Annotated in this window: 23 protein-coding genes and 1 pseudogene; 19 read left to right on the top strand and 5 right to left on the bottom strand. The window is 61.8% G+C overall.

From position 1 onward, the window contains the following. Positions 1-69 precede the first annotated feature (69 nt). Both kdsA and ACYVGC_RS13030 read left to right on the top strand, forming a co-directional pair. Complete coding sequence (kdsA, locus tag ACYVGC_RS13035) at positions 70-930, top strand: 3-deoxy-8-phosphooctulonate synthase (protein ID WP_460584263.1); 861 nt, start codon at positions 70-72, stop codon at positions 928-930. 42 nt (positions 931-972) lie between these two features. Continuing rightward, a complete protein-coding gene (locus tag ACYVGC_RS13030; protein WP_460584262.1) occupies positions 973-1,500 on the top strand; it encodes an STM3941 family protein in 528 nt (175 codons plus the stop codon). A gap of 7 nt (positions 1,501-1,507) precedes the next feature. Here ACYVGC_RS13030 and ACYVGC_RS13025 read toward each other — a convergent pair whose 3' ends face one another. Together ACYVGC_RS13025 and apaG are read right to left on the bottom strand one after the other, a co-directional pair. Further along, on the bottom strand, positions 1,508-2,296 hold the full coding sequence (locus ACYVGC_RS13025; protein ID WP_460584261.1) for an O-methyltransferase: 789 nt from the start codon (positions 2,294-2,296) through the stop codon (positions 1,508-1,510). Positions 2,297-2,384: 88 nt separating this feature from the next. Then, complete coding sequence (gene apaG / locus ACYVGC_RS13020) at positions 2,385-2,771, bottom strand: Co(2+)/Mg(2+) efflux protein ApaG (RefSeq protein ID WP_460584260.1); 387 nt, start codon at positions 2,769-2,771, stop codon at positions 2,385-2,387. Between the two features lie 124 nt (positions 2,772-2,895). Between apaG and ACYVGC_RS13015 the strand changes: the two genes are divergently transcribed. After that, a complete protein-coding gene (locus ACYVGC_RS13015; protein ID WP_460584259.1) occupies positions 2,896-3,558 on the top strand; it encodes a uracil-DNA glycosylase in 663 nt (220 codons plus the stop codon). Positions 3,559-3,631: 73 nt separating this feature from the next. On the opposite strand, the gene ACYVGC_RS13010 is transcribed toward ACYVGC_RS13015, so the two are convergent. From ACYVGC_RS13010 to tsaD, 3 genes are all read right to left on the bottom strand, one after another. Further along, positions 3,632-4,420 carry a C40 family peptidase gene (locus ACYVGC_RS13010; protein WP_460584258.1) on the bottom strand — a complete coding sequence of 263 codons (789 nt, stop codon included), beginning with the start codon at positions 4,418-4,420 and terminating at the stop codon, positions 3,632-3,634. Positions 4,421-4,586: 166 nt separating this feature from the next. Beyond that, the gene (gene smpB / locus ACYVGC_RS13005) at positions 4,587-5,045 is read right to left on the bottom strand and encodes an SsrA-binding protein (protein ID WP_460584257.1); all 459 of its coding nucleotides are present in this window, start codon (positions 5,043-5,045) and stop codon (positions 4,587-4,589) included. 123 nt (positions 5,046-5,168) lie between these two features. After that, positions 5,169-6,170, bottom strand: coding sequence for a tRNA (adenosine(37)-N6)-threonylcarbamoyltransferase complex transferase subunit TsaD (gene tsaD, locus ACYVGC_RS13000; protein ID WP_460584256.1), 1,002 nt, complete (start codon positions 6,168-6,170; stop codon positions 5,169-5,171). A 296-nt stretch (positions 6,171-6,466) separates the two neighbouring features. Here tsaD and ACYVGC_RS12995 point away from each other — a divergent pair, with 296 nt between their 5' ends. The 16 genes and pseudogenes from ACYVGC_RS12995 (at position 6,467) to ACYVGC_RS12920 (ending at position 26,898) form a co-directional block, all read left to right on the top strand. Further along, positions 6,467-11,074, top strand: a complete 4,608-nt coding sequence (locus ACYVGC_RS12995) for a translocation/assembly module TamB domain-containing protein (RefSeq protein WP_460584255.1) — start codon at positions 6,467-6,469, stop codon at positions 11,072-11,074. A gap of 112 nt (positions 11,075-11,186) precedes the next feature. After that, positions 11,187-11,945 (top strand): annotated as a pseudogene (locus ACYVGC_RS12990) (ATP-grasp domain-containing protein). A 107-nt stretch (positions 11,946-12,052) separates the two neighbouring features. Further along, a complete protein-coding gene (locus ACYVGC_RS12985; RefSeq protein ID WP_460584254.1) occupies positions 12,053-12,937 on the top strand; it encodes a cell division protein FtsX in 885 nt (294 codons plus the stop codon). Positions 12,938-12,991: 54 nt separating this feature from the next. After that, positions 12,992-13,333 carry a DUF3098 domain-containing protein gene (locus ACYVGC_RS12980; RefSeq protein ID WP_460584253.1) on the top strand — a complete coding sequence of 114 codons (342 nt, stop codon included), beginning with the start codon at positions 12,992-12,994 and terminating at the stop codon, positions 13,331-13,333. A 146-nt stretch (positions 13,334-13,479) separates the two neighbouring features. Further along, a complete protein-coding gene (locus ACYVGC_RS12975; RefSeq protein ID WP_460584252.1) occupies positions 13,480-14,310 on the top strand; it encodes an undecaprenyl-diphosphate phosphatase in 831 nt (276 codons plus the stop codon). Next, positions 14,307-15,158, top strand: coding sequence for a tRNA pseudouridine synthase B (gene truB / locus ACYVGC_RS12970; RefSeq protein WP_460584251.1), 852 nt, complete (start codon positions 14,307-14,309; stop codon positions 15,156-15,158). The genes ACYVGC_RS12975 and truB overlap by 4 nt, the downstream gene beginning before the upstream one ends. 36 nt (positions 15,159-15,194) lie before the next feature. Further along, the gene (locus ACYVGC_RS12965; protein ID WP_460584250.1) at positions 15,195-16,145 is read left to right on the top strand and encodes a bifunctional riboflavin kinase/FMN adenylyltransferase; all 951 of its coding nucleotides are present in this window, start codon (positions 15,195-15,197) and stop codon (positions 16,143-16,145) included. Between the two features lie 36 nt (positions 16,146-16,181). Then, entirely contained in the window at positions 16,182-17,444 is a 1,263-nt protein-coding gene (locus ACYVGC_RS12960) for a carboxypeptidase-like regulatory domain-containing protein (protein ID WP_460584249.1), read from the top strand. Between the two features lie 151 nt (positions 17,445-17,595). After that, positions 17,596-18,297 carry a CoA transferase subunit A gene (locus ACYVGC_RS12955; protein WP_460584248.1) on the top strand — a complete coding sequence of 234 codons (702 nt, stop codon included), beginning with the start codon at positions 17,596-17,598 and terminating at the stop codon, positions 18,295-18,297. A gap of 62 nt (positions 18,298-18,359) precedes the next feature. Then, positions 18,360-19,682: a serine hydrolase domain-containing protein gene (locus ACYVGC_RS12950; protein WP_460584247.1), complete on the top strand. Its 1,323-nt coding sequence runs from the start codon at positions 18,360-18,362 to the stop codon at positions 19,680-19,682. 21 nt (positions 19,683-19,703) lie between these two features. Further along, on the top strand, positions 19,704-20,369 hold the full coding sequence (locus tag ACYVGC_RS12945) for a sugar phosphate isomerase family (protein ID WP_460584246.1): 666 nt from the start codon (positions 19,704-19,706) through the stop codon (positions 20,367-20,369). A 78-nt stretch (positions 20,370-20,447) separates the two neighbouring features. After that, positions 20,448-21,578: a hypothetical protein gene (locus ACYVGC_RS12940; RefSeq protein ID WP_460584245.1), complete on the top strand. Its 1,131-nt coding sequence runs from the start codon at positions 20,448-20,450 to the stop codon at positions 21,576-21,578. A gap of 256 nt (positions 21,579-21,834) precedes the next feature. Next, the gene (locus tag ACYVGC_RS12935) at positions 21,835-23,382 is read left to right on the top strand and encodes a GNAT family N-acetyltransferase (RefSeq protein WP_460584280.1); all 1,548 of its coding nucleotides are present in this window, start codon (positions 21,835-21,837) and stop codon (positions 23,380-23,382) included. Positions 23,383-23,772: 390 nt separating this feature from the next. Beyond that, entirely contained in the window at positions 23,773-24,654 is an 882-nt protein-coding gene (locus ACYVGC_RS12930; protein ID WP_460584244.1) for an OB-fold nucleic acid binding domain-containing protein, read from the top strand. A gap of 111 nt (positions 24,655-24,765) precedes the next feature. Then, positions 24,766-25,443, top strand: a complete 678-nt coding sequence (locus ACYVGC_RS12925; protein WP_460584243.1) for a response regulator transcription factor — start codon at positions 24,766-24,768, stop codon at positions 25,441-25,443. A 9-nt stretch (positions 25,444-25,452) separates the two neighbouring features. Then, the gene (locus tag ACYVGC_RS12920) at positions 25,453-26,898 is read left to right on the top strand and encodes a HAMP domain-containing sensor histidine kinase (RefSeq protein WP_460584242.1); all 1,446 of its coding nucleotides are present in this window, start codon (positions 25,453-25,455) and stop codon (positions 26,896-26,898) included. Positions 26,899-26,989: the final 91 nt, after the last annotated feature.

The following is a 26,989-nucleotide window of genomic DNA, read 5'->3' as shown; positions in this document are numbered from 1 at the left end:
CGTGCGGGTGCGCTTGCTTCGCAGGCTCGCAATGACAGCCTACTCATTTACTCACTCACTCCTTTACCGATGCTTACCTCCCTCGCCCAGGCCCTCCCCCACTTCCGCAACACCAATTCCGGCCAGTTTTTTCTGATGGCCGGGCCCTGCGTCATCGAAGGCGAAGATATGGCCCTGCGCATTGCCGAGCGCATCAAGCACATCACCGATAAGCTCCAGATTCCGTACATTTTTAAGGGCTCGTACCGCAAGGCCAACCGCTCGCGGCTCGACTCGTTCACGGGCATCGGCGACGAAACGGCGCTGCGCATTCTGCAAAAAGTGAGGCGCGAAATCGGCGTGCCCACCGTGACCGATATTCACGAATCGGACGAGGCCGCCTTGGCCGCCGAATACGTGGACGTGCTGCAAATTCCGGCCTTCCTCTGCCGCCAGACCGACCTGCTGGTGGCCGCCGCCAAAACCGGTAAAGTGGTGAATATCAAGAAGGGCCAGTTCCTAAATGGCGAGGCCATGCGCTGGGCCATGGATAAGGTACAGGGCGCGGGCAACCCCAACGTTATCCTCACCGACCGAGGTAACTCGTTTGGCTACAGCGACTTGGTGGTTGACTTTCGCAACCTGCCCACCATGCGCAGCTTTGGCGTGCCCGTGGTGATGGACGTGACCCACTCCTTGCAGCAGCCCAACCAGGCCAGCGGCGTTACCGGCGGCCAGCCCGCCCTCATCGAAACCATTGCCAAGGCCGCCATTGCGGTGGGGGCCGACGGCCTGTTTATCGAAACACACCCCACGCCCGCCACCGCCCTCTCCGACGGGGCCAACATGCTGCCCCTCGACCAGCTCGAAGCCCTGTTGCAGCGCCTCACCCGCGTGCGCGAGGCCGTGCGCCCCAGCGGCGACGTTAACCCCCAGGGCCTGAACGCGTAAGCCAGGTAGTTGACCCGGCTTTATTTATCAAAATAGCTTGCCATGACGGAAGTAAAAATCTATAAGTCGCCGTGGCAAGCTATTAAAATGATGCTGTTGTGCTCGGTTTTTGTCGGGCTCGGTTGCTTCATGCTCGGGCAGCCGCACGCGCCACAGTGGGTGGCGTGGCTCAATATTGGCTTCTTTGGCCTGAGCTACCCGCTGGGCATCTACCAGCTGCTCGACCGCCGCCCGAAGCTGATTATCAACGAAGTAGGCATTTTTGACCGTACTACGCACCGCGACTTCATCAACTGGCAACTTATTGAGGAAGTGTACCTAACGGAGATTAATCGGCAGACCTTTATTTGCCTGGTAGTTCCGAAAGAATTTGAGCCCTCCCGCCGCAAGGGCTTCTTTGGGCGCGGCGTGGCGCAGCTAAATAAGGCCCTGGGCTTTCAAGAGCTGAACATTGCATTGGGCGCGATGCGGGTAGATGCAGTGCGGCTGGGACTCTTCCTGGTGGCGCTGAGCCAGGCCGACCGGCCGACCCGGGCGCAGCTACTTACCCAAGCCCACAGTATCTTGTAGCACCAGCTCAGTACCGCAGCCAGAAATCTTCGCGCCGCTGCTTCTTGCGAAAAAATACGAGCCCCACGTAGAACAAGTCAATCGTGACCGTCACCGAGGGGTGCGCTTTAATAGCCACCCAGGCCTGCTCCATCTCGGCCGACCAGTGGATATCATCGAGCACGAACACGCTGTTTTCGTGGGCGTTGGCCAGGCAGGCTTCAAAGTAGCGCAGCGTGGGCTCGTAGCGGTGGTTGCCATCGAAGAACACAAAATCGAGCGGCTGGCTCAGGCTGGCCAGCGTGGCGGGCAGCGTCTGGTCGAGGTTGCCTTCCATGAGGCGCACATTCTTAACACCCAGCTCGTCAAACGTTTGGCGAGCCACAGCGGCGGTATTAGGGCAGCCCTCGAAGGTGATAACCTGGCTCCGCGAGTCGGCCAGGGCCAGGTAGGCGGTGGTGAGGCCCAACGACGTGCCCAACTCCAGAATGGTGGCGGGCCGAAAGTAGTTGACCAGCCGAAACAGCAGCTGCGCCAGGCGCGGCGACTTAGCGGCGTGGCGGGCGATATCGCGCACCGGCCGGCGGCGGCCACCCGCGCCCGCCACCTGCGAGCCGGCCCCAAAATCGGTTACGTCCAGCACCTGCTCGCTGGCTAGCAGCGCCAAGCGGCGCTTTTCGATACGCGCAAACGCCTGGTAGTCACCCGTGTGCCGGATAACGGTGGTGTACAGCCCAAACACAAACGGCGAATGTAGCCCGTGGGCATTGCCCGAGCGCAGCAGCCAGTAGCGGAGGTAAGCGAAGAGTTGGTACAAGATTGAGATGTTAGCTGTTAGCTGTTAGCTTCGTCCAGAAGGCCGGGCTAAAAAAGCTAACAGCTAGTAGCTAACAGCTAAACAAGAATCAGTTCATCCGAAACGGCACCATGAGGGTGAATTCGGGGATGTTGACCTGGAAGTGCTCGCCGCTGGCCAGGCGCTCCATGAGGTAGGTGCCGCGCATCTTGCCCATGCCCGATTTGAGGTTACAACCGCTCACGTATTGGTGCGTTTCGCCAGGCTCCAGCACGGGCGTGCGGCCTACTACGCCTTCGCCTTCCACCTCGCGCAGCACAGTGCCCACGTCGGAAATAAACCAATGACGACGCAGGAGCTTGATGGTAAATTCGCTATCGTTGCGAATATCAATGCGATAGGCAAACACGAAGTGTTCCTGCGCGGGGCTCGAATAGTCGGGCAAGTAATTGGTCGTAACCGTAACGGTTACGCCCTGCGTAGTGGTAGTTGGCATAGGGGCGGCCCACAAAATTACGCTGCCGGGACAACAGTCGCCCCAGAAGTTCGGTTTTGTAGTCTCAACGCCCGGCCCGGCAGTTTAGTTGTGGCTTTTTTCCTTTTCCATTTCCTCCTCTCACATGGTCAAAATCGCCGAAAGCTGGCAGCCCGTACTCGCCGCCGAATTTGAAAAACCCTATTTTCAAAAGCTCACGGCTTGGGTAAAGGGTGAGTACGCCACCGCCGCTGTGTACCCGCTGGGCTCACAGATTTTTCATGCCTTCGATGCTTGCCCCTTCGAGGAAGTGAAGGTAGTTATTCTGGGCCAGGACCCCTACCACGGCAAAAACCAGGCGCACGGCCTGGCCTTCTCTGTGAATGAGGGCATCCGCACGCCGCCGTCGCTGCAAAATATTTTCAAGGAACTGCAAGCCGATATTCCGGGCACGCCAGCCCCCGCCAACGGCAACCTCGACCGCTGGGCGCAGCAGGGCGTGCTGCTGCTCAATGCCACGCTCACCGTGCGGGCCGCCACGCCCGGCTCGCACCAGAAAAAAGGCTGGGAAGAGTTTACCGATGCCGTTATCAAGCAGGTGTCGGCGGGCCGGCCGCACGTGGTATTCATCCTCTGGGGCGCCTATGCCCAGAAGAAAGAAGAATTAATTGACGCTAGCAAGCACCTAATTCTCAAGGCTGCGCACCCGTCGCCTTACTCGGCAGACCGGGGTTTCTTCGGCTCCAAGCCTTTCAGCCAGACTAATGCGTGGCTGAAGGGACACGGCGAGCAGGCGATAACGTGGTAGTAGCGTGGACTTTGTGAGTCCGCGCGTGGGAACGTTGTTCAACGCTTTCACGCGCGGACTCACAGAGTCCACGCTACAACAACCGCTTGATTAGGCGTAGCTTATGGCTGTACTTCTGCCGCTCGCGGTTGAAGATGCCGTGGTGGTCGAGCGGGTCGAGGCGCACCTCGCCGTGGGCGTGCAGGATGAGACCTTCGTCCAGCACCAAACCTACGTGCACGATGGCCCCGTCGGCATTATCGAAAAAAGCCAAATCACCAGGCTGGGCCTGGGTCACAAAATCGACGGGCTCGCCGAGCGCAATCTGCTGCTTGGCATCGCGCGGCAACTGGATGCCGACCAGGCCAAACAGCGTCTGCATCAGCCCCGAACAGTCGATGCCGAAGATATTTTTGCCGCCCCATACGTAGGGGGCGCGCAGGAACTGCTGACCCATTTTGCGCAGTAGCACCAGTTGGCGCTCGGGCAGGCACGCCTGCGCCAGGTTGGTAGCTGTGCCGTTGTAAAACAGCGCGTTATCATCACCCAGCTTCAGCGTCATGCCATCAAAAAAGGGCAGTCGGCAGCCCAGCGTGATGGGCTGGCGCATGGCGGCGCTAGATACTACCTGCACCACATCGAGGGCGCGGGGGTGGTCCTGGGCACCCCAGGCAGTGAAATATTCGGGGCTCACCGGGCAGTGCTGCTTGGCATCCATCCAGCCCAGGTACTTATCGGCGGCGGCCTCTATGCGCAGCCAGTTGCCCTGCGCGGCCAGCACGGTGTAGCACTCGCCAAACAGCAACTCGGTGACCAGCTCGGCGCGGTCAGTGGGCTCGGCGCGGACGGGAACGGCGCTCAGCGCACAAATACCGTGGTTCAAGTTTGGGGAAAATTAAAATAGGAAGTGTCACAAAGAACGTCATGCTCATCTAGTGTCCACGCAGTGCAGCATCTCTACCGCTTCGTTGAATGAGGCGGTAGAGATGCTGCACTGCGTGGACACTAGATGAGCATGACGTTCTTCTGCGAGCCCTCACCTTCTTACCCTATCGCACGAACCGCTCTATTTCGCGCTTCTGGTCTTTGGCTTTAAGGTCTTCGCGCTTGTCGAACAGCTTTTTGCCCTGGGCCAGCGCAATCTCGATTTTGGCAAAGCCGCGGTCGGTTACGAACAAACGCAACGGAATGATGGTGAGGCCAGTATCCATTTTGCCGGCCAGCTGCTTGAGCTCGCGCTTGTTGAGCAGTAGCTTGCGGGCGCGCATGGCGTCGTGGTTGTTGTAAGTACCTAGCGTATAAGGAGCTATGCGCACGCTGTGCACCCACAGGTCGCCCTTGTGGTCGAAGGTGCAGTAGCCGTCTTGCAGGTTGGCCTCGCCGGCGCGGATGCTTTTTATCTCGGTGCCTTGCAGCATCATGCCCGCGTCGTACTTGGCCAGGAACGTGTAGTCGTGGCCGGCGCGGCGGTTCTTGATGTTGATGTTAGCGGGGGTCTTGTCTTTCATAAATCGCAGATTTTCGCAGATTGGGCAGATTTCGCTGATGCAGTCGGCACGGGCATAGGGGCGCGTCGCACGCGCCCACCGTTGAACGGATTACCAGGCGCAGTATACGCAGTTACCCATGCGTCACGTCAATTTCAACCTCGGGTCGGGGCTGGTGAGCTGGCTAGCGAAGTCACCGGCTTCGTATTGAAAAATGGCCGCCTGACCCACCATTGCCGCATTATCGGTGCAAAACTCAAAATCGGGGATGAATACCGCCCAGCCTTCAGCTTCGGCCAGCGCCTGCAAGCCCTGGCGCAGGCCCGAGTTGGCGGCTACGCCGCCTGCCAGCGCTACCTGCTGCAAGCCAGTGGCTTGGGCCGCTTTTTTGAGCTGCTTAAGCAGCGTTTGCACGATGGTGTGCTGGATGCTGGCGCAGAGGTCGGCCAGGTTTTCCTGGATGAAATTGGGGTTGGCGGCAGTTTGCTTTTTGAGGAAGTAGAGCACCGCCGTTTTCAGGCCGCTGAAGGAGAAGTTGTAGCCTTCGAGCGCGCCTTCAGGGAAGGGGAAGCGGTGCGGGTTGCCAGTTTGGGCGAGCTTGTCGAGGCGCGGGCCGCCGGGGTAGGGCAGGCCGAGCAGCTTGGCCGTTTTATCGAAGGCCTCGCCGGCCGCGTCGTCAATGGTCTGGCCCAGGATTTCCATTTCGGCCGCGCCGCGTACCACCACCAGCTGGGTGTGGCCGCCACTCACGGTGAGGCACAGAAATGGGAATGCCGGCCGCGGCTCCCGAATAAAGTGCGCCAGAATGTGCGCCCGCATGTGGTTCACGGCCAGCAGCGGCTTACCCAGCGCCAAAGCCAGCGTTTTGGCAAATAAATTACCTACTAACAAGGAGCCCAGCAAACCCGGCCCCTGCGTGACAGCCACCGCGTCGAGGTCGTTTTTGCTGATGCCCGCCTGGCGCAGCGCGGCCGTGACCACGGGCAGCAAGTGCTGCTGGTGCGCCCGCGAGGCCAGCTCGGGCACCACGCCGCCGTATTGCGCGTGCACGGCCTGGCCAGCTACCACGTTGCTCAGCAGCTGGCCGTTCTGAAATACGGCCGCGCCGGTGTCGTCGCAGCTCGATTCGATGGCTAAGATGGTCATTTCAATTATCAGTTATCAGTCAATTGTCCTTGCGAGCGCAACGCAGTGGAGCGCGGCAATCGCATCAGAACGAAATCGCTCGGGTGTCGTGCTAGTGCGATTGCCGCGCTCCACTGCGTTGCGCCCGCAAGGACAGACAGCTTGTGCTTTGTTATGCAATAGCGAAACCGTAAAGGTCGGGCGAACCTGGGGACTACTGCGTGCGTTTGCGCACTCGTTGTGCGCTAAAAGCCGCACCTTTGCGTTAGGTTACGCTCGTTTGGGTCCTATTTATCAACCTGCTGCTGCTGTTTTTCGTGCGTCGCGTCCTCCGTATTCTGCTCCGAATCTTGCTTGGGCTGGCCGTGGTGCTGGTGCTGGCGGTGGGCGGCATATTGCTGGCGCTGCGCGTGCCAAGCGTGCAAACGCGGGTGGCGCGGCAAGTAGCCCAGGTGCTATCGCAAAAGCTGGGGCAGTCCGTCACCATTGGCAGCGTCGATGTGCGGCCGTTTTCGCATGTGCTGCTGGAGGGCGTGCGGGTGCTGGACCGGCGCGGCGGCGAGCTGATAGCCGTGGGCCGCGCCGACGCTGATATTCAGCTCTTTTCGGTGTTTGACCCCCGGCACCTGCACGTGGGCACGCTCACGCTCACCGAGCCGCACTTTGCGCTGCGCGACGTGGCCGGGCAGCCTGATTCGACCACGCTCGACCAGCTTTTGCGCGCTATCAAGCGCCTGAGCGGGCCGCCCGATACGACTACCTCGAAGCCCTTCGATTTCCAGCTGCACGACGTAGCCATTCGCAACGGGCAGTTTACGCTGGAGCGGCCCGACCGGCCCCGCGAGAAATACTACGGCAAGGCCGTGGACTACGCGCACATGCAGGTCGATAGCATCTACGCCGACATTTCGGCGCTGAATTGGAAAACCGACACCCTGCGCGCCCGCGTGGCCGGCCTACGGGCCGTGGAGACACCCTCACACACCAACCTGCGTGAGCTAACGGCTAACATTCAGTATAACAAGCATTTCTGGGAGTTTGATGGCCTCACGCTGCGGCTGGGCCGGAGCGAGCTGCGCAAGTACCTGCGCTTTGAGTACAAGCGCTTTGGCAATTTCTCCGACTTCAACGACTCGATGCGGGTGGTGACGCAATTGCGCGGCACCAAGCTTTATACCGACGACATTGCCAAGTTTGCCCCCGACCTGGCTTCGCTGAAAGACTCCATCTTTATTTCGGGCGATGCCAAGGGCTATGTACGTGATTTTCAGATTAAAAACCTCGACTTACGCTACGGCCGGCGCACGCACGTGGTGGCCAGCCGGGCCTCGGCCAGCAACCTGCCGCGCTGGCGCGAAAGCCTGATTGACTTGCGCCTGCAACCCTCGCAGGTGGATGCCGCCGACCTGCGCCGCTTCCTGCCCACCTCGGCCAACCGGCTGGTGCAGCGCCTGGGTTTGATAAAGCTTGACGGTGAGTTCATTGGCTTCTATAACGACTTTGTGGGCAAGGCCAATTTCAGCACGGCGCTGGGGGCGATTTCGACCGACGTGAACCTCAAAACCAAGAGCGACTTTGACCATGCCGTATATGAGGGCACCATTCGCAGCACGGCCTTCAACCTGGGCAAATTTATTGGCGATGAGTCGGTTATCCGCGACATAACGCTGAATGGCAAGGTGCGCGGCACTGGCTTTGTGCCGCCCGTGGCCAAGGGCCACGCCGTGGTGAGTGTGCCCGCTATCTGGCTAAATGGCTACCGCTACCACAACATCAGCCTCGACGGCGACTTTGCCGGGCAGGGTTTCAAGGGCAAGGTGACGGCCAACGACCCGGCCGTGCGCCTCGTCGCCAATGGCGATTTCAACCTCGACCCGCGCCACCAGCGTATTGACGTGCAGGCTACTATCGCGCACGCCAACTTGGCTACGCTGGGTTTGATGAGCGTGCCGCTCACGGTGAGCACCACGGCCCGCGTGAACCTGCGCGGCACCCAGCTCGACTCGCTGCTGGGCACGGCACAGCTACGCGGCTCGCACTTCACGCTGCGCGGCCAGAGCCTCGACCTCGATACACTGGATGTGAACAGCAGCCGCAACAGCCGCGGCCAGCGCCAGGTAACGCTGCGCTCGGAGCTGCTGGACCTCACCGCCAACGGGGCCTTTGAAGTGGCGGCCGTGTCACGCGACTTGCAGACGCTCTGGCACGAGTACCGGCTCAATTTTGAGAGTAACGCCGCCGCCACGGCCGACTACTACCGGCGCAAGCGCCAAGTGCGGCTGCCCGTGTATGCCGTTGAGCTAGATATTAACCTCAAGCATATCAACCCGTTGCTGAATTTATTTCAGCCCGACTTGCAGGTGGCCGACCACAGCCACCTCGACGGCTCGTTTCGGCAGGGCGAAACGTCGATTTTGCAGCTTGGGGGTAAGTTTGACAGCATCTGGTACGGGCCGGTGCACACCGTGGCTACCGAGTTTGACTTCACCACCTCCAAGCTGCCCTACCAGCCCGAGGTGCTGGCCCAGGCCAGCTTAACATCTGACCGCCAGTTGGTTCCAACCCTGGGCCGCACCGAGAAATTCGTATTGGAAGGCGTGTGGGACCAGCAGCGCATCAATTTTTCGACTTCGCTGGCCCAGAGCGGCACCACCAACCGCGCCGACATCAACGGGGCGCTGGAGTTTTTGCCGCGGGCGGTACAGGTGGTTTTTCGGCGCAGCGGGCTGCATTTGCTGGACCGCGACTACGTGATTGCGGCCGATAACTCGGTCAAAATCAGTGACTACGGTAAGGTGCTGGATATTCAAAATTTTAGCCTCACCAGCGGCCGTGAGCGCCTGAGCGCCCAGGGCATCATTTCGCCCGATGCGGGCCAGCCACCGCTCAAGCTGGACATTGCCAACCTCGATTTGGCCTCGCTCAACTCCGTTATTAATCAGCGGCTGGGCGGGCGGTTGAATATGCAGGCCACCGTGAGCGGCGTGTACAATCAACTGGCGGTCAATAGCACGCTGGCCGTCGATTCGCTGGTGTACGAGGGCACGCCCATTGGGCAGGTAGCCGGGCGCGGCGAATGGGACAACCCCAGCGGCCAGCTGCGCGTGAACCTCGACGTGGCCCGCCAGCAGCAGCGCGTGCTCACCGTGACGGGCTACCTCGCGCCGCGCTCCAACACGCAGCAGTTCAACCTGGTAGGCGAGCTGAACGACGCGCCCGTGGTGCTGGCGCAGCCGTTTTTGGGTAGCATTCTGCAAAACCTGGGCGGCACCGGGCAGGGGCGCTTGCAGCTGGGCGGAATGTTTAGCGCGCCCACCATTACGGGGTCCGTGGACGTGAAAGACGGCCGCTTCACCTTCGGCTACCTGGGCACCACGTACCGGTTCAACGACCGTATTAGCTTCACTACCACGTCGATAGCATTCAGTAAAATCCAGCTGCGCGACACGCAGGGCAACCTGGGTACGGTGGATGGCATTATCCGGCACCAGGGCTTTCAGAATATGGTGCTGGATATCAGCGCTAGCTTCCGCAAGTTTCAGGTACTGCGCACCACGCGGCGCGATAATGACATGTATTTCGGCACGGCTTACGCTAGCGGCACGGCCACCGTGCGCGGCCCCGCCGACGACCTGGTGGTGAACGTGACCGCCAACTCGGAGGCCGGTACCCGCCTGGCCCTGCCCCTCGACAATGCGGCTAAAGCGCAGCAAGCCAGCTATATCAAGTTTGTGAACCGCAACTTGTCCGACTCGGTGCGCCGCCGGCAAGCCCGGCAGGCGGCCGTTATCGCGGCCCAGGACAAGGTCGATTTGTCGGGTATTCAGCTGAATATGAACCTGACGGTGACGCCCGACGCCTACCTGGAAATCTTGCTAGACGAAGCCACCGGCGACGTGATTCGGGGCACCGCCACCGGCCAGCTGCGCCTGGCTATTGACACGCGCGGCGACTTCAACATGTACGGGCAGGTGGAGATTGTGCGGGGCGCGTACAACTTCACCTTGCAAGGCCTTGTTAATAAGGAGTTTGTGGTGCAGCCGGGCGGCGTTATCACCTGGAACGGCGACCCGCTTGATGGCCAGATGAACGTGACGGCCACCTACACCCAGCGCACGTCGCTGGCCCCTATTCTGTCCACCAGCGGCTCGGGCACCAGCGGCGCGGTAGTGCCCGTGACGGCCGTCATGAACCTGACCGGGCCGCTGCTGCTGCCGGTTATCAAGCTGGCGCTGGAGTTTGACGACGCGCCCAGCTCTTTGCAAAACGACCTGGCGGCGTTCATTGCGCTGCTGCGTAATGATGAGCAGGAGCTTAACCGTCAGGTATTTAGCTTGCTGGTTTTCCGCACCTTATCGCCTACCAACAGCAACAGCTTCAGCGGCATCTCGCTCACGGGGCAGGGCAACGCAGTGCAGAACAGCCTGGGCCAGATTATTTCGTCGCAGCTCGGCGTGCTCACCTCGCAGATTGACCAGAATCTCGAAATCGACTTCAACATCAACGGCCTCACCGCCGACCAGCTCCAGGCGCTGCAAGTGCGCCTGAGCTACTCGTTTCTCGACGGCCGCCTGCGCCTCACCCGCGAGGGCGGCATCAGCAACTCGACTAGCTCGGCCATTAATCCCAACACCGGCCTGCCCTACTCGGCCACCCAATCGTCGCTCATCGGCGACTTCAGCCTCGAATACTTCCTGCGTTCCGACGGGAAATTTCGGGCCAAGCTGCGCTACGAAACCACCCCGCGCGACAACATCGTGACCAGCGTGAACCAGCCCCGCGCCGGCATTTCGCTGCTGCACACCAAGGAGTTCAACACCATCAGCGAGTTGTTTGGGCGCGAAAACCAGAGCCGCCGTGAGCGCGACGCCCGCCGCGCCCGCGAAGTACTGACGGTGGATGAAGACCGGCGCACGACACTGTAAGTACTTGCTCATAAGTTAATTAACAATTTTTTACTCGCAACTTATTGTTAATCAAACCAAGAAATATCACCTTACCACTTAGCTACCTTTTCAACACCTGGCTGACTTTCCCATGTTTACGGTCCACATTCATACCCGCTTCGACAAGGTATTAGGGCTACGTATTCCGGCCAGCGAAAATGGCTATGCCGCGTTGGCTGGCTTTCAGGAACTGGGCTACGAAGTGCTGTTTTTCGATACGCTTCCCGAGCTGCAAGCCCAGCTGGGGCCGGGTGATATTGTAGTGGGGTATCTGCGCGACGCGGCGTTTGCCTTCGCCCAGTTGGGCCTGCCGCCGCCGCCGCCCCTCGATTACCCGGCGGAGTTAGCTGCTTTTTACGGCCGGCGCATCTGGCCTACCGTCCTTTCCCAGGTAGCTAACCACCCTGAAACGTGGCCCGTTTTTGTGAAGTCTACAGTCCAGAAAGGCTTCACCGGGCGCGTGGTGCACACGGCGCACGACTTGCAAGGCACCGCTTTTCAAAACTACGACCAGCCCGTTAGCTGCTCAGAAGTAGTGGAGTTTGCGTCGGAATGACGGGGGTTTGTGCGCCACGGCGAGCTCTACGACTTGCGCGGCTACCGCGGCCGCTGGGACCTTTTCCCTGACCCCGCCGTGGTGCGCGCCACCCTCGCCGCGTGGGCAACCAAGCCGGCCGGGTGTAGCATCGATTTTGGCGTGACAGCGGACGGGCGCACCCTAGTGGTAGAGTGCAACGATGGCTTCGCCCTGGGCCACTATGGGCTCAACGCCTTGCGCTACGCCAAACTCATCAGTGCCCGCTGGCACGAGCTGATGCAACAGCCCGACCCCTATCAGCTTATTTATTAAGTAGTTGGGTAAATAAATAGTGCGTGAGCAGCACGAATGAGCCAGGAAGCAAGGCTTGCTCAATAATTATTCCTTCCCAATTAAAGGCAAGCGTACCTTTGCCCCCTATGGCCCGGCCCCGCAAAAAGACACTTGGCTCCTACCCTACCCTGCTGGTGGTGTTCAGCATCACGCTGGCCCTGGTGGTTATCGGGCTGTTTGGCCTGCTGCTGCTCCACGCGCACAAGCTGGGCGAGGTAGTGCGCGAAAACCTGGAAGTGCAGGTGTACCTGGAGCGCAACCTGCCCGAAACCGAGCTGCTGCGCCTGCAGCAAGACTTGGAGCACCAGCCCTACGTGGCCGAAAAAAGTGGCCGCCCGCAGGTACGCTTCGTGAGCAAGGAGGAAGGCGCCCGCCAGCTGCTCGAAACTACCGGCGAAGATTTCCACAACTTCTTGGATGACAATCCCTTGCGCGATGCCTACGTGCTCAAAGTGAACCCCACGCACACCGACACCGCCAGCCTGCGCCAGCTGGGCCGCAGCCTGGGCCAGATGCGCGGCGTGTTTGAGGTGCAGTACCCTAAGAGCCTCTTTACCAGCATCAACCAGAACCTGGCGCGGGTAAGCTTGCTGCTGGTGGGCTTTGCGGCGGTGCTCGTGCTGGTGGTGGTCATTTTGATTAATAATACCATCAAGCTGGCCATGTTTTCGCAGCGGCTGCTCATCCGGTCCATGCAACTGGTGGGCGCTACGCGGTTCTTTATCCAGCAGCCGTTTCTGCGGCGCGCCACCTGGCAGGGCCTAGCCAGCGGCGCACTGGCCGTGCTCATTTTGCTCGGCCTGCTGCAATACGCTTACCTCGAAATTGCGCAGCTACGCCTGCTGCGCGACGACCACCTTATTGGCTTGCTGCTGGCCGGCGTGTTGGGCCTAGGCACAGCCATCGGCTTTTTAAGCTCATTTTGGGCCGTGAACAAATACCTCAACGTTTCGCTCGACGAGCTCTACTAAGTAACTATAAAAGAGTGTCTTGCTTGGCCAACGCGCTTTCTTTCTACCTTATTTATGCAACCAACTTCTGCCGCCCCGCGCTTCGCCTTTGGCCCCCGCAATTTTCGTTTGATGTGGCTGGGCCTAGCCGTGCTGGCTGCGGGCTTCATCACCATGATGCTCGATAAGGCCGAGTACGGCGAGGGCTTTTTGGGCCTCACGCTGGGGCCGATTTTGCTGTTCGTGGGCTTCGTGATTGAGTTTGCCGCCATTATGGTGCGCAGCAACCCCGGCGAAATGGTGCCGGTGGCCCCCATCGTAGCCGCCGCGCCAGTGGCTACTACTCAGCCGATTGCTACGCCGGTAGCAGTGCCGCCCGCCACGCCGGCCCGGCCCGCCTACAAGCGCCCCAGCTAGTTCGCTGCTACATAGCACCTCTGTCATTGCGAGCCTGCGAAGCAATCGCACCTGAACGATACTCCAGTAGTTCATTCAGGTGCGATTGCTTCGCAGGCTCGCAATGATAATTGGCACAACTGTTTGATTATTATTTACTTACTAAAATGACTTACTGGCACGCGCTGTTGCTCGCCATTGTGGAAGGAATCACTGAATTTCTACCCGTGTCGAGCACTGGCCACATGATTATCGCCTCCAAGCTGCTGGGCATCGCGGCTACGCCGTTTGTGAAGCTGTTTTTGGTTGTCATTCAGCTCGGGGCTATTCTGTCGGTGCTGGTGGTGTACTGGAAGCGCTTTTTCCAGAGTTTCGACTTCTACCTCAAGCTCCTGGTGGCTTTTATGCCCATTGTAGTAGTGGGGCTACTGCTCAAAAAGCACATCGACGCGCTGCTCGAATCGGTGACGACGGTGGCGGTGATGCTCCTGCTGGGCGGCATCGTGCTGCTATTCGTGGATAAGTGGTTTCCGCAAGAGGACTCCCAGGCGGGCGGCCACCCCGTCACGAACCCCAGCTATAAGGAGGCGTTTTTCATTGGCCTGTTTCAGTGCCTGGCCGTGGTGCCGGGTGTGAGCCGGTCGGCAGCCACCATCATCGGCGGCCTCACCCAAAAGCTCACGCGCAAGGCGGCGGCCGAGTTTGCCTTTTTCCTGGCCATGCCCACAATGGCGGCGGCGGCGGTGAAAGACATTTACGACTACTATAAAGACGCTCACGCTCAAGGTATTGACCTGGGACATTTGTTTTCGAGCGAGGAGATAAAGCTGCTGCTGCTCGGCAACGTAGTAGCCTTTGTGGTGGCGCTGCTGGCCATCCGGCTGTTCGTGGGCTTCGTGGCAAAGTATGGTTTCCGGGCCTTCGGTATCTACCGCATCATTGTGGGCGGCTTGCTGCTGCTCATGATTGGAATAGGCCTTAATTTACAGTTGGTATGAGTGAGAAAAAACAGCTGGCGGCTTTTGATTTTGAGAAGGGCGAAGTGCTCCTGCTCGATAAGCCGCTGACCTGGACGTCGTTCGACGTGGTGCGCAAGGTGAAGAACACGCTGCGCCCGCGCAAAATAGGGCACGCCGGCACCCTCGACCCGCTGGCTACCGGCCTACTCATTTTATGCACCGGCAAGAAAACCAAGGAGATAGACCTCATTCAAGCGCAGGAAAAGGAGTACGAGGGCACCTTCCGGCTGGGCCAGACCACGCCCAGCTTCGACCTCGAAACGCCCGTGGACGCCGAGCAGCCCTACGCCCACCTCACGGAGGCCGAAATACGAGCGGCCGTAGCCACGTTTGTGGGCAAAATCGAGCAGATACCGCCGGTATTTTCGGCCGTGAAAGTGGATGGCCAGCGCGCCTACGAGCTGGCCCGCAAGGGCGAGGAGGCGGTTATCAAGTCGAAAACCGTTGACATTAAGGTGTTTGAACTAACGCGCATTGCGCTGCCCGACATCGACTTTCGGGTGGTGTGCTCGAAGGGCACCTACATCCGCAGCCTGGCCCGCGACCTGGGCGTGGCGCTGGGTTGCGGCGCGCACCTCACGCGCTTGGTGCGCACCCGCATCGGCGAGTACCGCCTAGCCGACGCCTGGACGGTGGCCGAGGTGCAGGCCCTGCGCCCGCCCCGCCCCGAGGCCGAAGGCACCACCACCCGCCCCGAGCGCCCGCGCCGTGAGCGCATTAAGGCAGCCCGCGTGGGCCTCGAATACTACGCTAGCCAGCAGGCCGCAAACCAGCCGGCAGCGGCCCCAAATACCCCGGAATCGCCGCAGTCATCCGAATCTGCGTAATCCCAAAATCTGCGTAATCTGTGTAATCTGCGATTCATGGTAGTCATCACCGACCCCGCCGAATTTCCCCACCTTGCCAACGCCGTGGTCACGAGCGGCACCTTCGACGGGGTGCACCGGGGCCACCAGCGCATTTTGGGGCGCCTGCGGCAGGTGGCCGACGCGGTGGGCGGCCCGGCCGTGGTTATCACCTACTGGCCCCACCCGCGCCTGGTGCTGGGGCCGCCGCCCTCGCACCCCGAGCTGCTGGAGCTGCAATTGCTCAACACATTGGAAGAGCGCGTGGCCCGGCTGGCCGAGTTTGGGGTCGATTACCTGCTGGTGATGCCCTTTACCCGCGAGTTTGCGCAGTGGACGTCGGAGGAGTACATCCAGGAGCTACTTCTTAAAGCGGTTCATACCAAGCACTTGGTAATTGGCTACGACCACCGCTTCGGCAAAAACCGGGAGGGCGGCTTTGACTACCTCAGCCAGCACGCGGCGCGCTACGGCTTCACGCTGGAAGAAATTCCGCGCCAGGACGTGGATGCCGTGGGCGTGAGTAGCACCCTCATCAGGCGGGCGCTGCGGGGCGGCGACGTGGCCACCGCCACCGCCTGCCTCGGCTACGAGTACCCGCTCACGGGCGTGGTAGTAACGGGCCAGCAGCTCGGCCGCACTATTGGCTACCCTACTGCTAACCTGCACGTTACTGATAAGCTAAAGCTGATGCCGGCCATCGGTATCTACGCGGTGTGGGTGACCACGGCGGCGGGCACGCGGCACCCGGGCATGCTCAGCATTGGCGTGCGGCCCACCATCGGGGCCGACCTGGCCCAGACCATTGAGGTCAATATCCTGGACTTTAGCGGCGACCTCTACGGGCAATTACTGACCCTGGAATTCGTTGCCTGGCTGCGGGGCGAGGAAAAATACGACGGCCTCGCCGCCCTCACGACGCAACTGGCGCTCGATGCGCTGGCTACCCGGACGGCCCTGGGGCGGTAGTTTACCCGCTTTCCGTAGTGCATTAACTTATTCTTAATGAAAGTTTTACGATTTATCTTAGCCGCTGGCTGCTGGTTGGCGCTGGCGGGTGCCGCACAGGCGCAGGGTCGCCTCACGGGCGTGGTGCAGGACTCGGTTACCCACCAGCCGCTGGCGTTTGCTAGCGTGTTTTTGGCCAATACCACGCTCGGGGCCACTACTACCGAGCAGGGGCAGTTTGAATTCAGCAAGGTGCCGGCGGGCACCTACGACGTGGTGGGCTCCTACGTGGGCTACCGTTTGGGCAAACAAGTTGTCACCATCGCCAACTCCAAAACACCGCAGGAAGTAACCATACTACTCGGCTCGGCCGGGCCGCAGCTGGAAGAGGTGGTAGTGCAAGCCAGCGCTCACCGGCCGGAAGACTATAAAAAATTCAGCGACCTGTTTCTGGGCCAGAGCACGTTTTCGCAGCAGTGCCAGATTACCAACCCCAAGGACATCGTGGTGTACACCAACGACTCGACCAAGGAGCTGACGGCTTCGGCCAAAAACTTTGTGCAGGTGGAAAACCAGGCCCTGGGCTACCGGCTCAAGTACTTCGGCATGTTTTTCACCTATAACCCTGATACTGATTTTGTTGGCTTTAATGGCCAGCCGGTATTTGAGGAAATGACCCCGCGCGATGCCGCCCAGCAGCGCCAGTGGCAGCTGAACCGCGTAGCGGCCTACACGGGCTCGTTTCGGCACTTTTTGCGCAGCGTGTACCACAAGAGCCTCAAGGCCGACGGCTTTTTGACCCAGCAGGTGCGCCTGGTGCCCAACCGCCGCTTTGAGCTTACCGACAGCCTGCGCCGCCGCTTGCAGCGCCGCCGGCCCGACGGCAACTTCACCGCGGCCGAGCAGGATTCGCTCACTAAATGGGGCGACGCAGCCCCGGTGACGGCTACGCTTTACCCCCTGGCCCGGCCCATTGACAGCGTACGCTACGTGTCGGTCGATGGCCGCCACACCTACTTGCGCTTCACGCAGGAGCTGCAAGTATGCCACTTTGGCGAGGCCCCCGACCCGCGCTACGACCAGCCCATGTCCACCATCGGGCCCGAGCCGCGCAAGTCGCCCTACCCGGCCAAGCGCCAGGTGTCGCGCCTGCGCTTGCAGGGCCGCGAGGCCGAGATTCAGCCCAACGGCACACTGCGCAACTCGGCAGCCGTGTCGCTGGGTGAGTACTGGGGCTTCGAGAAAATTGGCGAGTTTCTGCCGTTTGACTACGACCCGGCCGCGGCTTCGTCCGCAAGCGCGACCAAAGCAACGCCCTAGATGCCAGGGCTGGCATTGCGTGGGACTGCGCAGTAACAATAGGCTACCGGCACCAGCTACCAGCCGTATGCACTGACGAACGCTGGGGTTTCGAAAAAATAGGTGAATTTTTGCCGGTGAATTATCGGCCCCCGGCTTTCCTTTCCCACCCATGATAACCAAAACTGTAGCCAACGCCCAGGCCGCCCTCGCGGGCCTGGCCGATGGCATGACCCTGATGCTCGGCGGTTTCGGCCTCTGCGGCATCCCCGAAAACGCCATTCAGGAGATTTTGCGCCTCGGCGTGAAGGACCTTACCTGCATCTCCAACAACGCGGGCGTCGATGACTTCGGCATTGGGCGGCTGCTGCAAACGCGGCAGGTGCGCAAGATGATAAGCAGCTACGTGGGCGAGAATGCCGAGTTTGAGCGGCAACTGCTGGCCGGCGAGCTGGAGGTAGAATTGATTCCGCAGGGTACGCTGGCCGAGCGCTGCCGGGCGGGCGGGGCGGGCATTCCGGCCTTTTACACCCCGGCCGGCTACGGCACCGAGGTGGGAGAAGGCAAGGAAAGCCGTGAGTTCAATGGCAAAATGTATTTGCTCGAAACCGGTCTCACTGCCGATTTTGCCTTCGTGAAAGCCTGGAAGGGCGATACCGCCGGCAACCTCATCTACAAAGGCACAGCCCGCAACTTCAACCCCATGATGGCCACAGCCGGCAAAATCACCGTGGCCGAGGTGGAGGAACTGGTGCCCGCCGGCGAGTTCGACCCCAACCAGATTCACACGCCGGGGATATTCGTGCAGCGCATTTTTCAGGGCGAGCACTACGAAAAGCGCATTGAGCAGCGCACGGTACGGGCCACGGCTTAGCCCGAAATACGACGAATTTCACGGCGCTGACCCGCGGGTTACCAATTTTGCAGACGATGACTATGCGAACTATTTGCCTGGGTTGGCTGCTGGCACTCGGGGCCTGGGGCGCTGCGCCGGGGCTAGCCCAGCCGGCCGCGCCCGTCGCGGCCCCGGCTTCGGCCGTACTGCCGGTGGCAGCACCCGCCAGCGTGGGGGTCAACCCCGAAAGCCTGCGGCAGCTCGACAAGCTGCTGCAAGGCTACGTGGCCGATGGGCGGCTGCCGGGCGTGATTGCCCTGGTGGCCCGCGATGGTAAAGTAGTGTACCACAAGGCGTTCGGCTACGCCGATGCCGCCAAAACACCGCTGCGCCCCGATGCCATCGAGCGCATTGCGTCCCAAACCAAGGCCATCACGAGCGTGGGCCTGATGAAGCTCTACGACCAGGGCAAGTTTCAGCTCGACGACCCTATCAGCAAGTACCTGCCGGCCTTTGCTCACCCGCGGGTGTTGGCCAGCTTCAACGCCAAGGACACCACCTTCACCACCGTACCGGCGCGCAGTGAAGTGACTATCAGGCAGCTGCTGACGCACACCTCGGGCATTGGCTACGCGGTGATTGGCTCGGCCGAGGCGCGGGCCATTTATGCCAAGGCACACGTACCGTCGGGGGTGGGCTCGCCGCAGGGCACGCTGGGCCCGGCCATCGACGTGCTGGCCCGCCAGCCGCTGATGCACCAGCCCGGCGAGCGCTTCACCTACGGCCTTAGCGTGGATGTGCTGGGCCGCCTGATTGAGGTGCTGAGCGGGCAGCCGCTCGACCAGTACCTGCGCGCCCACGTGTTTGAGCCGCTGGGTATGCGCGACACCTATTTCTACCTACCCGCCGACCGGCAAAGCCGCCTCGTGCCGCTCTACACCGAGTACCAAGGGCGCACCGTGCCCATGCCGGCAAGCGGTATGCTGAGTTTACGGCCCGACTTTCCCAACCAGGCCGGCACCTACTTTTCGGGCGGCGGCGGGCTGTCTTCGACCATCGATGACTACGCCGTTTTCCTGCAAATGCTGCTCAACGGCGGCACCTACGGCGGTCACCGCCTGCTGAAACCCAGCACGGTGGACCTGATGACCCAGAACCAGATTGGCGACGTGAACCAGGGGCTGAACAAGTTTGGCCTGGGCTTTAGTATCGTGACGCCGGCCGGCGCGGCCCAAACCGGGCAGTCGGTAGGCAGCTACGAGTGGGGCGGCGCCTTTGGCACCGACTACTGGGTTGACCCCAAGGAGCACCTGGTGGTACTACTCTACACCCAAAAATTTCCTCACAACAACACGCCCGACCTGGTACCGCGCTTCCGCAAAGCTGTATACGCGGCCTTAGCTAAGCGTCAGGCAGCGAAATAGTTACCTTTCCATTCCCACCCCATGTTAGACAAACACGGCATCGCCAAGCGCATCGCGCAAGAAGTACAGCATAACTCCTACGTGAACCTGGGCATTGGCATTCCGACGTTGGTGGCCAATTACTTACCGGCCGGTATCGACGTGGAGCTGCAATCCGAAAACGGGCTGCTCGGCATGGGGCCTTTCCCGACGGAGAGCGAGGTAGACCCCGACCTCATCAACGCGGGCAAACAAACGGTGACCACGCTGCCGGGCTCGTCACTCTTCTCATCGGCCGATTCGTTTGGCATGATTCGGGGCGAGCACGTGGACCTCACCATTCTGGGCGCGATGGAGGTGAGCGAGCGCGGCGACATTGCCAATTGGAAGATTCCGGGCAAGATGGTGAAGGGCATGGGCGGCGCGATGGACCTAGTGGCCTCGGCCAAAAACATTATCGTGGCCATGCAGCATGTGGCGCGCGATGGCTCTTCTAAGTTATTGCCTGACTGCACATTACCAATCACGGGCCTGCACTGCGTGAAGAAAATAGTAACCGAGCTGGCCGTGCTCGACGTGACGCCCGACGGCTTTGTGCTGCGTGAGCGCGCCCCCGGCGTGAGCGTGGCTCAGATACGGGCGGCCACCGCCGGCCGCCTGGTGGTGCCCGTGCCCGACGAGGAGGTGCCCGAAATGACGGGCGTGTAGCCCGCGCCAATTGTGCAAAACCAGCGGGCGGGCTTTAGCTTTAGGCTGACAACCAACTCTTGACTAACCCGCTGGCCTATGCTTCGCTACTCGCTACTTCTCTCGTTTACGCTGGTAGCCGGGAGTGCCCTGGCCCAAACCTCGCCCAGCATCACGGCGGCCGACATGCCGGTGGTGGGCGACTCGCTCCGGCTCAGCCAGGCCGCTACTACGTTGCCCGTTAGCGCCCCGCTACTCACCCGCAACGGGGCCAACCAAAACTGGAACTACGCGGGTTTAGCTAATACGTCGCAGCGTGTGGAGCGCTACGCCGCCGTGAGCACGGCCGCCGGGCTGCTGCTGCAACTCACGTTCAATAGCCCCTTTAGCCCCGACAGCCGGGCCACGCTGGTAACCCCGCGCGCCCTGCCGGTGGCGGGCGCGCTGCTGCCCATCAGCGACCCGCTGGAGTTTTCGGCCGTGTCGGCCGCCGATTTTCGGCTGGTAGGCTATGGGGGCACTCTCAACGGCACGGCCGTGCCCGTAACCTATACTACTAGAAGTCAGCAGGATATAATCTACCGCTTCCCGCTCAGCTACGCCAGCGCGCCCGACGTTAGCAATTCGCTACTCACCACGCCGGCCTCGCTGGCTGCCACCGGCTACTTCAGCCAGAAGCGTGAGCGCCGCAGCCAGGCCGATGCCTGGGGCACGCTGACTACGCCCTTCGGCACGTTCCAGACCGTGCGCGTGGTGACTACTATTACCGACCACGATAGCCTGGTGGTAAGCGGCACCAGCCAGGTGCTTACGCTACCTATTACGCACGAGTACAAGTGGTTGGCCAAAGGTATTCACGTGCCGGTGCTTACTATCACGACGACCACTGTGGCGGGCCGCGAAGTAGTTTCGGGCGTGGAATACCGCGATGTTTTTCGCCGCGTGGTGCCGCTGGCCGCCCGTAATGCGGCTGGTGCGGCCGGCTTCAGCACCTACCCCAACCCTTCGGCCGTGGGCACGGCGCTGCGGCTGGCGGTGCCGGCCGGCGGCGGTCCGCTTACCGTGGTGGGCACTGATTTATTGGGGCGGCGGCTGTTTGCGGTGGGGCTGCCGGCGCCGGCTGGCGAGGCCACGCTGGGAGCCGAAGTATTTGGCACCTTTCGGGGCATGGCGCTACTCACGCTGCAAACCAACCAGGGCACTACTACCCAGCGCGTGGTGCGCGAATAGCGGGCCGACGCATCTTTTTTGGGCTAAACGTGGTTTAACTAGCTGGCTGACCTTGCGGTTGGCCAGTTATTTTTTGTTGATTCTACCCGTATTTATGGCTACTTCTGCTAGCACAAAGGCCGCTCCTGGCGGTGCTCACCACAAGAAAACCGGCAAGCCCGTGCTCGACGAGCGCCTCACGCCCACCGCCGTGCCGGCCCACAAATTGGTACTGCGCCAGCTGCGCCGCTCCGATTTCAAGGCCATTGAGGAAATCATGGACAAGGTGTATTCCAACATGGAAGGCGCCTGGGCGGCCGACGAGTTTGCGGCGCTTATCCGTAAGTTTCCGGAGGGTCAGATTGGCATTGAGGACAACGGCCGCCTGGTGGCCGCCGCCCTGGCTATCATCGTGGACTACAACAAGTTTGGTGACAAGCATACCTACGCCAAAATCACCGGCAACGGCAAGTTTGATACCCACGACTCGGACGGCGATACCCTGTACGGCGTCGACGTGTTTGTGGACCCCGAGTACCGCAGCCTGCGCCTGGGCCGCCGTCTCTACGACGCCCGCAAGGAGCTGTGCGAAAACCTGAACCTGCGCGCCATGGTAGCCGGCGGCCGCATTCCCGGCTACGCCGCCTACGCCAGCGACATGACGCCCGCCAAGTACGTAGAAATGGTGCGCAACAAGGAGCTCGTGGACCCCATCCTCACGTTCCAGCTCTCGAACGAGTTTTACGTGCGTAAAATCATCCGCGGCTACCTGCCCTACGACTCGGAATCAAAGGCGTATGCCACGCTGTTGGAGTGGATTAATGTCTACTACGATGAGGAATTCGACAAACTCATCGGCAACCAGAAGTCGAACGTGCGCATCGGCATTGTGCAGTGGCAGATGCGGGCCACCAATAGCTTGGAAGATTTCTTCCAGCAAATTGAGTTCTTCGTGGATACCGTGAGTGGCTACAAGGCTGACTGCGTGTTGTTTCCGGAGTTTTTCAACGCGCCCATGATGGCCCTCACCAACGAGAAATCGGCGTCGGCGGCCATCCGGGGCATGGCGGCCTTCACCGAGCCCATCAAAGTGCGCATGATGGAGCTGGCCGTGAGCCACAACATCAACGTAATCGCCGGCTCAATGCCCGTGTACGAAGATGGTAAGCTCTACAACGTGAGCTACTTGTGCCGCCGCGACGGCACTGTGGATGAGCAGTACAAGCTGCACGTGACCCCCGACGAGGCCAGCTACTGGGGCATGCGCGGCGGCGACAAAATCAAGTGCTTCGACACGGATTTTGGCAAAATCGGCATCCTGGTGTGCTACGATGTGGAGTTTCCGGAGCTAAGCCGCATTCTCAGCGACGAGGGGATGAAAATCCTGTTCGTGCCCTTCTGGACCGACACCAAGAACGCCTACCAGCGCGTGCGCATCTGCGCCCAGGCCCGGGCCATCGAAAACGAGTGCTACGTGGCCATTACGGGCTCGGTGGGCAACCTGCCGCGCGTCGAGAACATGGACATTCAATACTCGCAGTCGGCCGTGTTCAGCCCCAGCGACTTCGCCTTCCCGCACGACGCCATCGTGGCCGAGGCCACGCCCAACACGGAGATGACCCTCATCGCCGACCTCGACCTCGACTTGTTGAAGGACCTGAATACCAGCGGTGCGGTGCGCAACCTGCGCGACCGCCGCAAGGACCTCTACGGCGTGAGCTGGATACCCAAAAAGACCGAGCGCGACGACGAGCTACTAGCCCAGGGCGAGGAGCGCCAGCCCGGTACCAAGCCCGCCCGCCGCAAGCCTACCGTGGCCAGCTAGGTAGCGGTAATAACCTGATTTAGAAAAGCACGTCAAGCTGATACCCTCAGTTATTGACGTGCTTTTTTGGTTTTTCCCGTGCGGCAGATGGCTGAGAGGCTATCCGAGTAGACGTTAGGCAGGCTGCCGGGGTTGAGTTGGCTGGCCGCTCCGGTCCGCCGGCGCTGGCCGGCCGACCGGTTGTCGTTGACACGCCTAGCATAGTAAACCGGTCGGCCGGCTAGCGCCGGCGGACCGGAGCGGCCACCAACCTAAAGACCCAACCTGAAGAAAAATTAATGTGTCCTTAAGCTTATACTCAGGGGGCGGTAGAAATTTTGTAGGGTCAAAAGGGCAACCGGAGCCTCTCGACGAACTCCTCAACGCTTCTAATTTTTCTATCCCAGTACCATGAAAAAGTCGTTTTCTGCGGTAGCCCTGCTGGCTGCCCTCCTGCTGGCCGGCCCCGCCGCCCACGCCCAACAAACGGTTGTCAAGACCAAAACCAAGTCATCCAAATCGGCCAAATCTGCTGCCGCTGTACCAGCCCCACTGCCCGGCATGGCTCCGCCCGCCGGCGGCCCGGCCGGCCCCCCGCCTCCGCCGCCGGCCGGTGGCCCCCGCGGTGAGCGCGGCCCCGGCGGCCCCGGCGGCCCCGGCCCCGGCGGCCCCAAGGGGGGGCCGAACGGCCCCGACGGCGGCCCTCGCGGCGGCCAGGCCCAGGTGCTGACCGACATGCGCGGCACGCTCACCAGCTACCAGGCCCGCAATGACGAGCAGGTGTACGATGCCTTCGTGCTGCGCCCCGAGGGCGGCGCGGCGGCCGATACCATCCACTTTCCGCGTCACCTGGGCCAGCAGCTCACCAACGCCGTGAAGGCCGGTAGCAGCCTCACCGTCACGGGTTTCCGGCAGGCGGGGCCCGATGACCGCAGCCGCTTTCACTTCGTGAGTTTGACCAGCGGCAGCCAAACGGTGCGCGACACGCCGCCCGTGCGCCCCACCACCGCCCCTACTGAGGAATCGACCACCGTGCGCGGCACCATCAGCCAGGTGCGGCGCGGCCCCCGGGGCGAAGTCAAGAGCCTGCTGCTGAGCGACCAAAGCATCTTGCAGCTCTCGCCCCGCACCGTGGAGCAGCTCGCCGACAAGTTGACCGCCGGCGCCAGCATTGAGGCTACCGGCACGCTGCGCACCGCCCATAGCGGTGAGGCGCTGGCCACTACTACCCCTATCCGTGTGGTGCGCGCCGAAACCCTGACGCTCGGCGGCAATAAATATTTAGCCCGCTAATTATCAGTGTTTTATCTTGAAGCGTCAGCCGGATTCATTCGGCTGACGTTTCGAGTTTTGGGCAAAGCAAGCCGATTTTATTAACTAGTTTTTAATCAAGTACTTACTTACGTGCGCATTCTTGTAGTCGAAGACGAAGCCCGGCTGGCCGGCTTTATTCAGCAGGGCCTCACCCAGGCCGGCCACGTGGCCGACGTGGCCGCCACCGGCCCCGCGGGCCTGGAGCGCGCCGCCACCACGCCCTACGACGCCATTTTGCTCGACCTGATGCTGCCCGGCCAGAGCGGCCTCGACGTGCTACGCAACCTGCGCGAGTTTGGCATTGCCACGCCCGTGCTCATTGTCAGCGCCTTAACCGATAGCAAGCACGTGGTGGGCGGCCTCGAAGCTGGGGCCGTGGACTACCTGCGCAAGCCTTTCGCCTTTGATGAGCTGCTGGCGCGCCTGCATATCATCGGGCGCAAAACGGCCGGGCCAGCCGGGGCCGACGCCCTGCACCTGGCCGACCTGGTGCTCGACCCGCTGGGCCGCGTGGTGACGCGCGCCGGCAAAACCCTCAGCCTCACCAACCGCGAGTTTGCGGTGTTGGAGCTGCTGCTGCGCAATGCCGGCCGGGTGGTGAGCAAAACCCGCCTCGCCGAAAAAGTGTGGGACGTGGACTACGACATGGGCTCCAATGTGATTGAGGTGCACATTTCGCAGCTGCGCCGCAAGCTGGACCGCGACTTTGCCCCCGCCCCGGCCCTACTCGAAACCGTGATTGGGCAAGGCTACCGGCTGCGGAATTAGAAAGTTGGAATGATGAATGTAGAACTAGCTGATTCGCAGGGAATTACTACCGAGCCGCCGGCGCGGCGCGGGTGGCGGCTGGGGCTGCGCGGGCAATTGCTGCTGGTGTTTGGGCTGGTGCTGGGGCTGGCCACGCTGGCGGCAGGCGGCTACCAGTACCGCAGCCTGCGCCAGCAGCTCACCCACGCCGATGATGAGCTGCTGCGCGCCCGCGCCCAGGAGCTGCTGAGCCGCGTGACCCTCGACCCGCTGCCCACCCTACCGCTACCCGACCAGCAGGGCGAGGTAATGCGCGTGGCGTTTGCCGAGGAGGGCCAGCCGGCGCGCGAGCTGTTTCGGTCGGCGCAGTTTCCGGGCGGGGCGGGGCCGGCGCTGCCCCCGCCCAAGGCACCGGGCCGGCCGCTGGGGCCGCGCCGGGTGGTGGCCGTGGGCCGCGCCGCCGCCCCCCCCGGCCCCGGCGCTGCTGAGGCAGCGGCCACTGGCCAACTCACGCTGTGGCTGGCCCACCCCGCCGCGCCCCTCAACCAAGCCGTGGCGCGGGTGCGGCGCACGCTGCTGCTGGGGCTGCTGGGCAGCCTGATGCTGGCGGGCGCGCTGGCCCCGCTGGTGGCGGGCGTGGTGCTGCGGCCGCTGCGGCGCATGGCAGCGCAGGCCCGCCGCATTCAGCAGGCGCAGGATATCCGGCCCTTGCCGGTGCCCGCCACCGGCGATGAAGTGCAAGAGCTCGCCGAAACGCTCAATCAATTATTAGCCAGATTATCAGAGCAGGCCACGGCGCAGGCTAATTTTCTGGCGGCGGCGGCCCACGAGCTGCGCACGCCGCTGGCCACCCTGCAAACTGGCCTCGACGTGAGCGGCCGCGACCCGGCGCTGCCCGCCGCCACCCGCGCCGCCCTGGCCGGCCACGATGCCGAGCTGGCCCGCCTGGGCCGCCTGGTCGATGACTTTCTATTGGTAGGCCGGCTGGGCGCGGGCGCGGCCCCACCCGTGCGCCGCCAGCTGCTGGCGCTTGATGAGCTGGTGCTTACCCTGGCCGACCGCGAGCTGCCGCGCTTTCGGGCGGCCGGGCGGCTGCTCACTATTGAGCTGCCCGAGGAAGCCGACGCCGCCAGCCTGAGCGCCGACACCGATGCCGACCAGCTGACCACCATCCTGCTCAACCTGCTTGACAATGCCCGCAAGCACGGCGCGCCCGGCACCCCCGTGGTGCTGCGGCTGCGGGCCGCGGCGGCCGGCTGGGGCCCCACCGTGGAGGTAGCCAATACCCTGGCCGCGCCACTGGGTTCGCGCCTGGCGCAGCTCACCACCGCCTGGTACCAAGCCGACCCGCTGGCCCCCGGCACCGGCCTGGGCCTCTGGATAGCCGGCCGGCTGGCGCAGGGCCTGGGCCTCAGCCTGCGGCTGACGGAAACCGGCGCGCAGCTAGCTGCGCTGGTTGGGTTCGGTAAGCAGTGAGAAGCAGCGCATTAAATTCGAATTAAAATTCATAAAGTGTTCATCCGACCTGGTATGTTTTGGCGTAAGTGGGACTAAGTTTAAGCTCAGT

This window comes from Hymenobacter arcticus, from assembly GCF_054779975.1.
The sequence above is the reverse complement of the archived record's forward strand: the minus strand, read 5'-3'. Positions and strand labels throughout refer to the sequence as shown.

Coding starts and splice junctions, on each gene's coding strand:
- kdsA (WP_460584263.1), top strand. CDS start 70: ATGCTTACCTCCCTCGCCCAGGCCCTCCCCCACTTCCGCAACACCAAT.
- ACYVGC_RS13030 (WP_460584262.1), top strand. CDS start 973: ATGACGGAAGTAAAAATCTATAAGTCGCCGTGGCAAGCTATTAAAATG.
- apaG (WP_460584260.1), bottom strand. CDS start 2,771: ATGCCAACTACCACTACGCAGGGCGTAACCGTTACGGTTACGACCAAT.
- ACYVGC_RS13015 (WP_460584259.1), top strand. CDS start 2,896: ATGGTCAAAATCGCCGAAAGCTGGCAGCCCGTACTCGCCGCCGAATTT.
- smpB (WP_460584257.1), bottom strand. CDS start 5,045: ATGAAAGACAAGACCCCCGCTAACATCAACATCAAGAACCGCCGCGCC.
- tsaD (WP_460584256.1), bottom strand. CDS start 6,170: ATGACCATCTTAGCCATCGAATCGAGCTGCGACGACACCGGCGCGGCC.
- ACYVGC_RS12985 (WP_460584254.1), top strand. CDS start 12,053: ATGGCCCGGCCCCGCAAAAAGACACTTGGCTCCTACCCTACCCTGCTG.
- ACYVGC_RS12980 (WP_460584253.1), top strand. CDS start 12,992: ATGCAACCAACTTCTGCCGCCCCGCGCTTCGCCTTTGGCCCCCGCAAT.
- ACYVGC_RS12975 (WP_460584252.1), top strand. CDS start 13,480: ATGACTTACTGGCACGCGCTGTTGCTCGCCATTGTGGAAGGAATCACT.
- truB (WP_460584251.1), top strand. CDS start 14,307: ATGAGTGAGAAAAAACAGCTGGCGGCTTTTGATTTTGAGAAGGGCGAA.
- ACYVGC_RS12965 (WP_460584250.1), top strand. CDS start 15,195: ATGGTAGTCATCACCGACCCCGCCGAATTTCCCCACCTTGCCAACGCC.
- ACYVGC_RS12960 (WP_460584249.1), top strand. CDS start 16,182: ATGAAAGTTTTACGATTTATCTTAGCCGCTGGCTGCTGGTTGGCGCTG.
- ACYVGC_RS12955 (WP_460584248.1), top strand. CDS start 17,596: ATGATAACCAAAACTGTAGCCAACGCCCAGGCCGCCCTCGCGGGCCTG.
- ACYVGC_RS12950 (WP_460584247.1), top strand. CDS start 18,360: ATGCGAACTATTTGCCTGGGTTGGCTGCTGGCACTCGGGGCCTGGGGC.
- ACYVGC_RS12945 (WP_460584246.1), top strand. CDS start 19,704: ATGTTAGACAAACACGGCATCGCCAAGCGCATCGCGCAAGAAGTACAG.
- ACYVGC_RS12940 (WP_460584245.1), top strand. CDS start 20,448: ATGCTTCGCTACTCGCTACTTCTCTCGTTTACGCTGGTAGCCGGGAGT.
- ACYVGC_RS12935 (WP_460584280.1), top strand. CDS start 21,835: ATGGACAAGGTGTATTCCAACATGGAAGGCGCCTGGGCGGCCGACGAG.
- ACYVGC_RS12930 (WP_460584244.1), top strand. CDS start 23,773: ATGAAAAAGTCGTTTTCTGCGGTAGCCCTGCTGGCTGCCCTCCTGCTG.
- ACYVGC_RS12920 (WP_460584242.1), top strand. CDS start 25,453: ATGATGAATGTAGAACTAGCTGATTCGCAGGGAATTACTACCGAGCCG.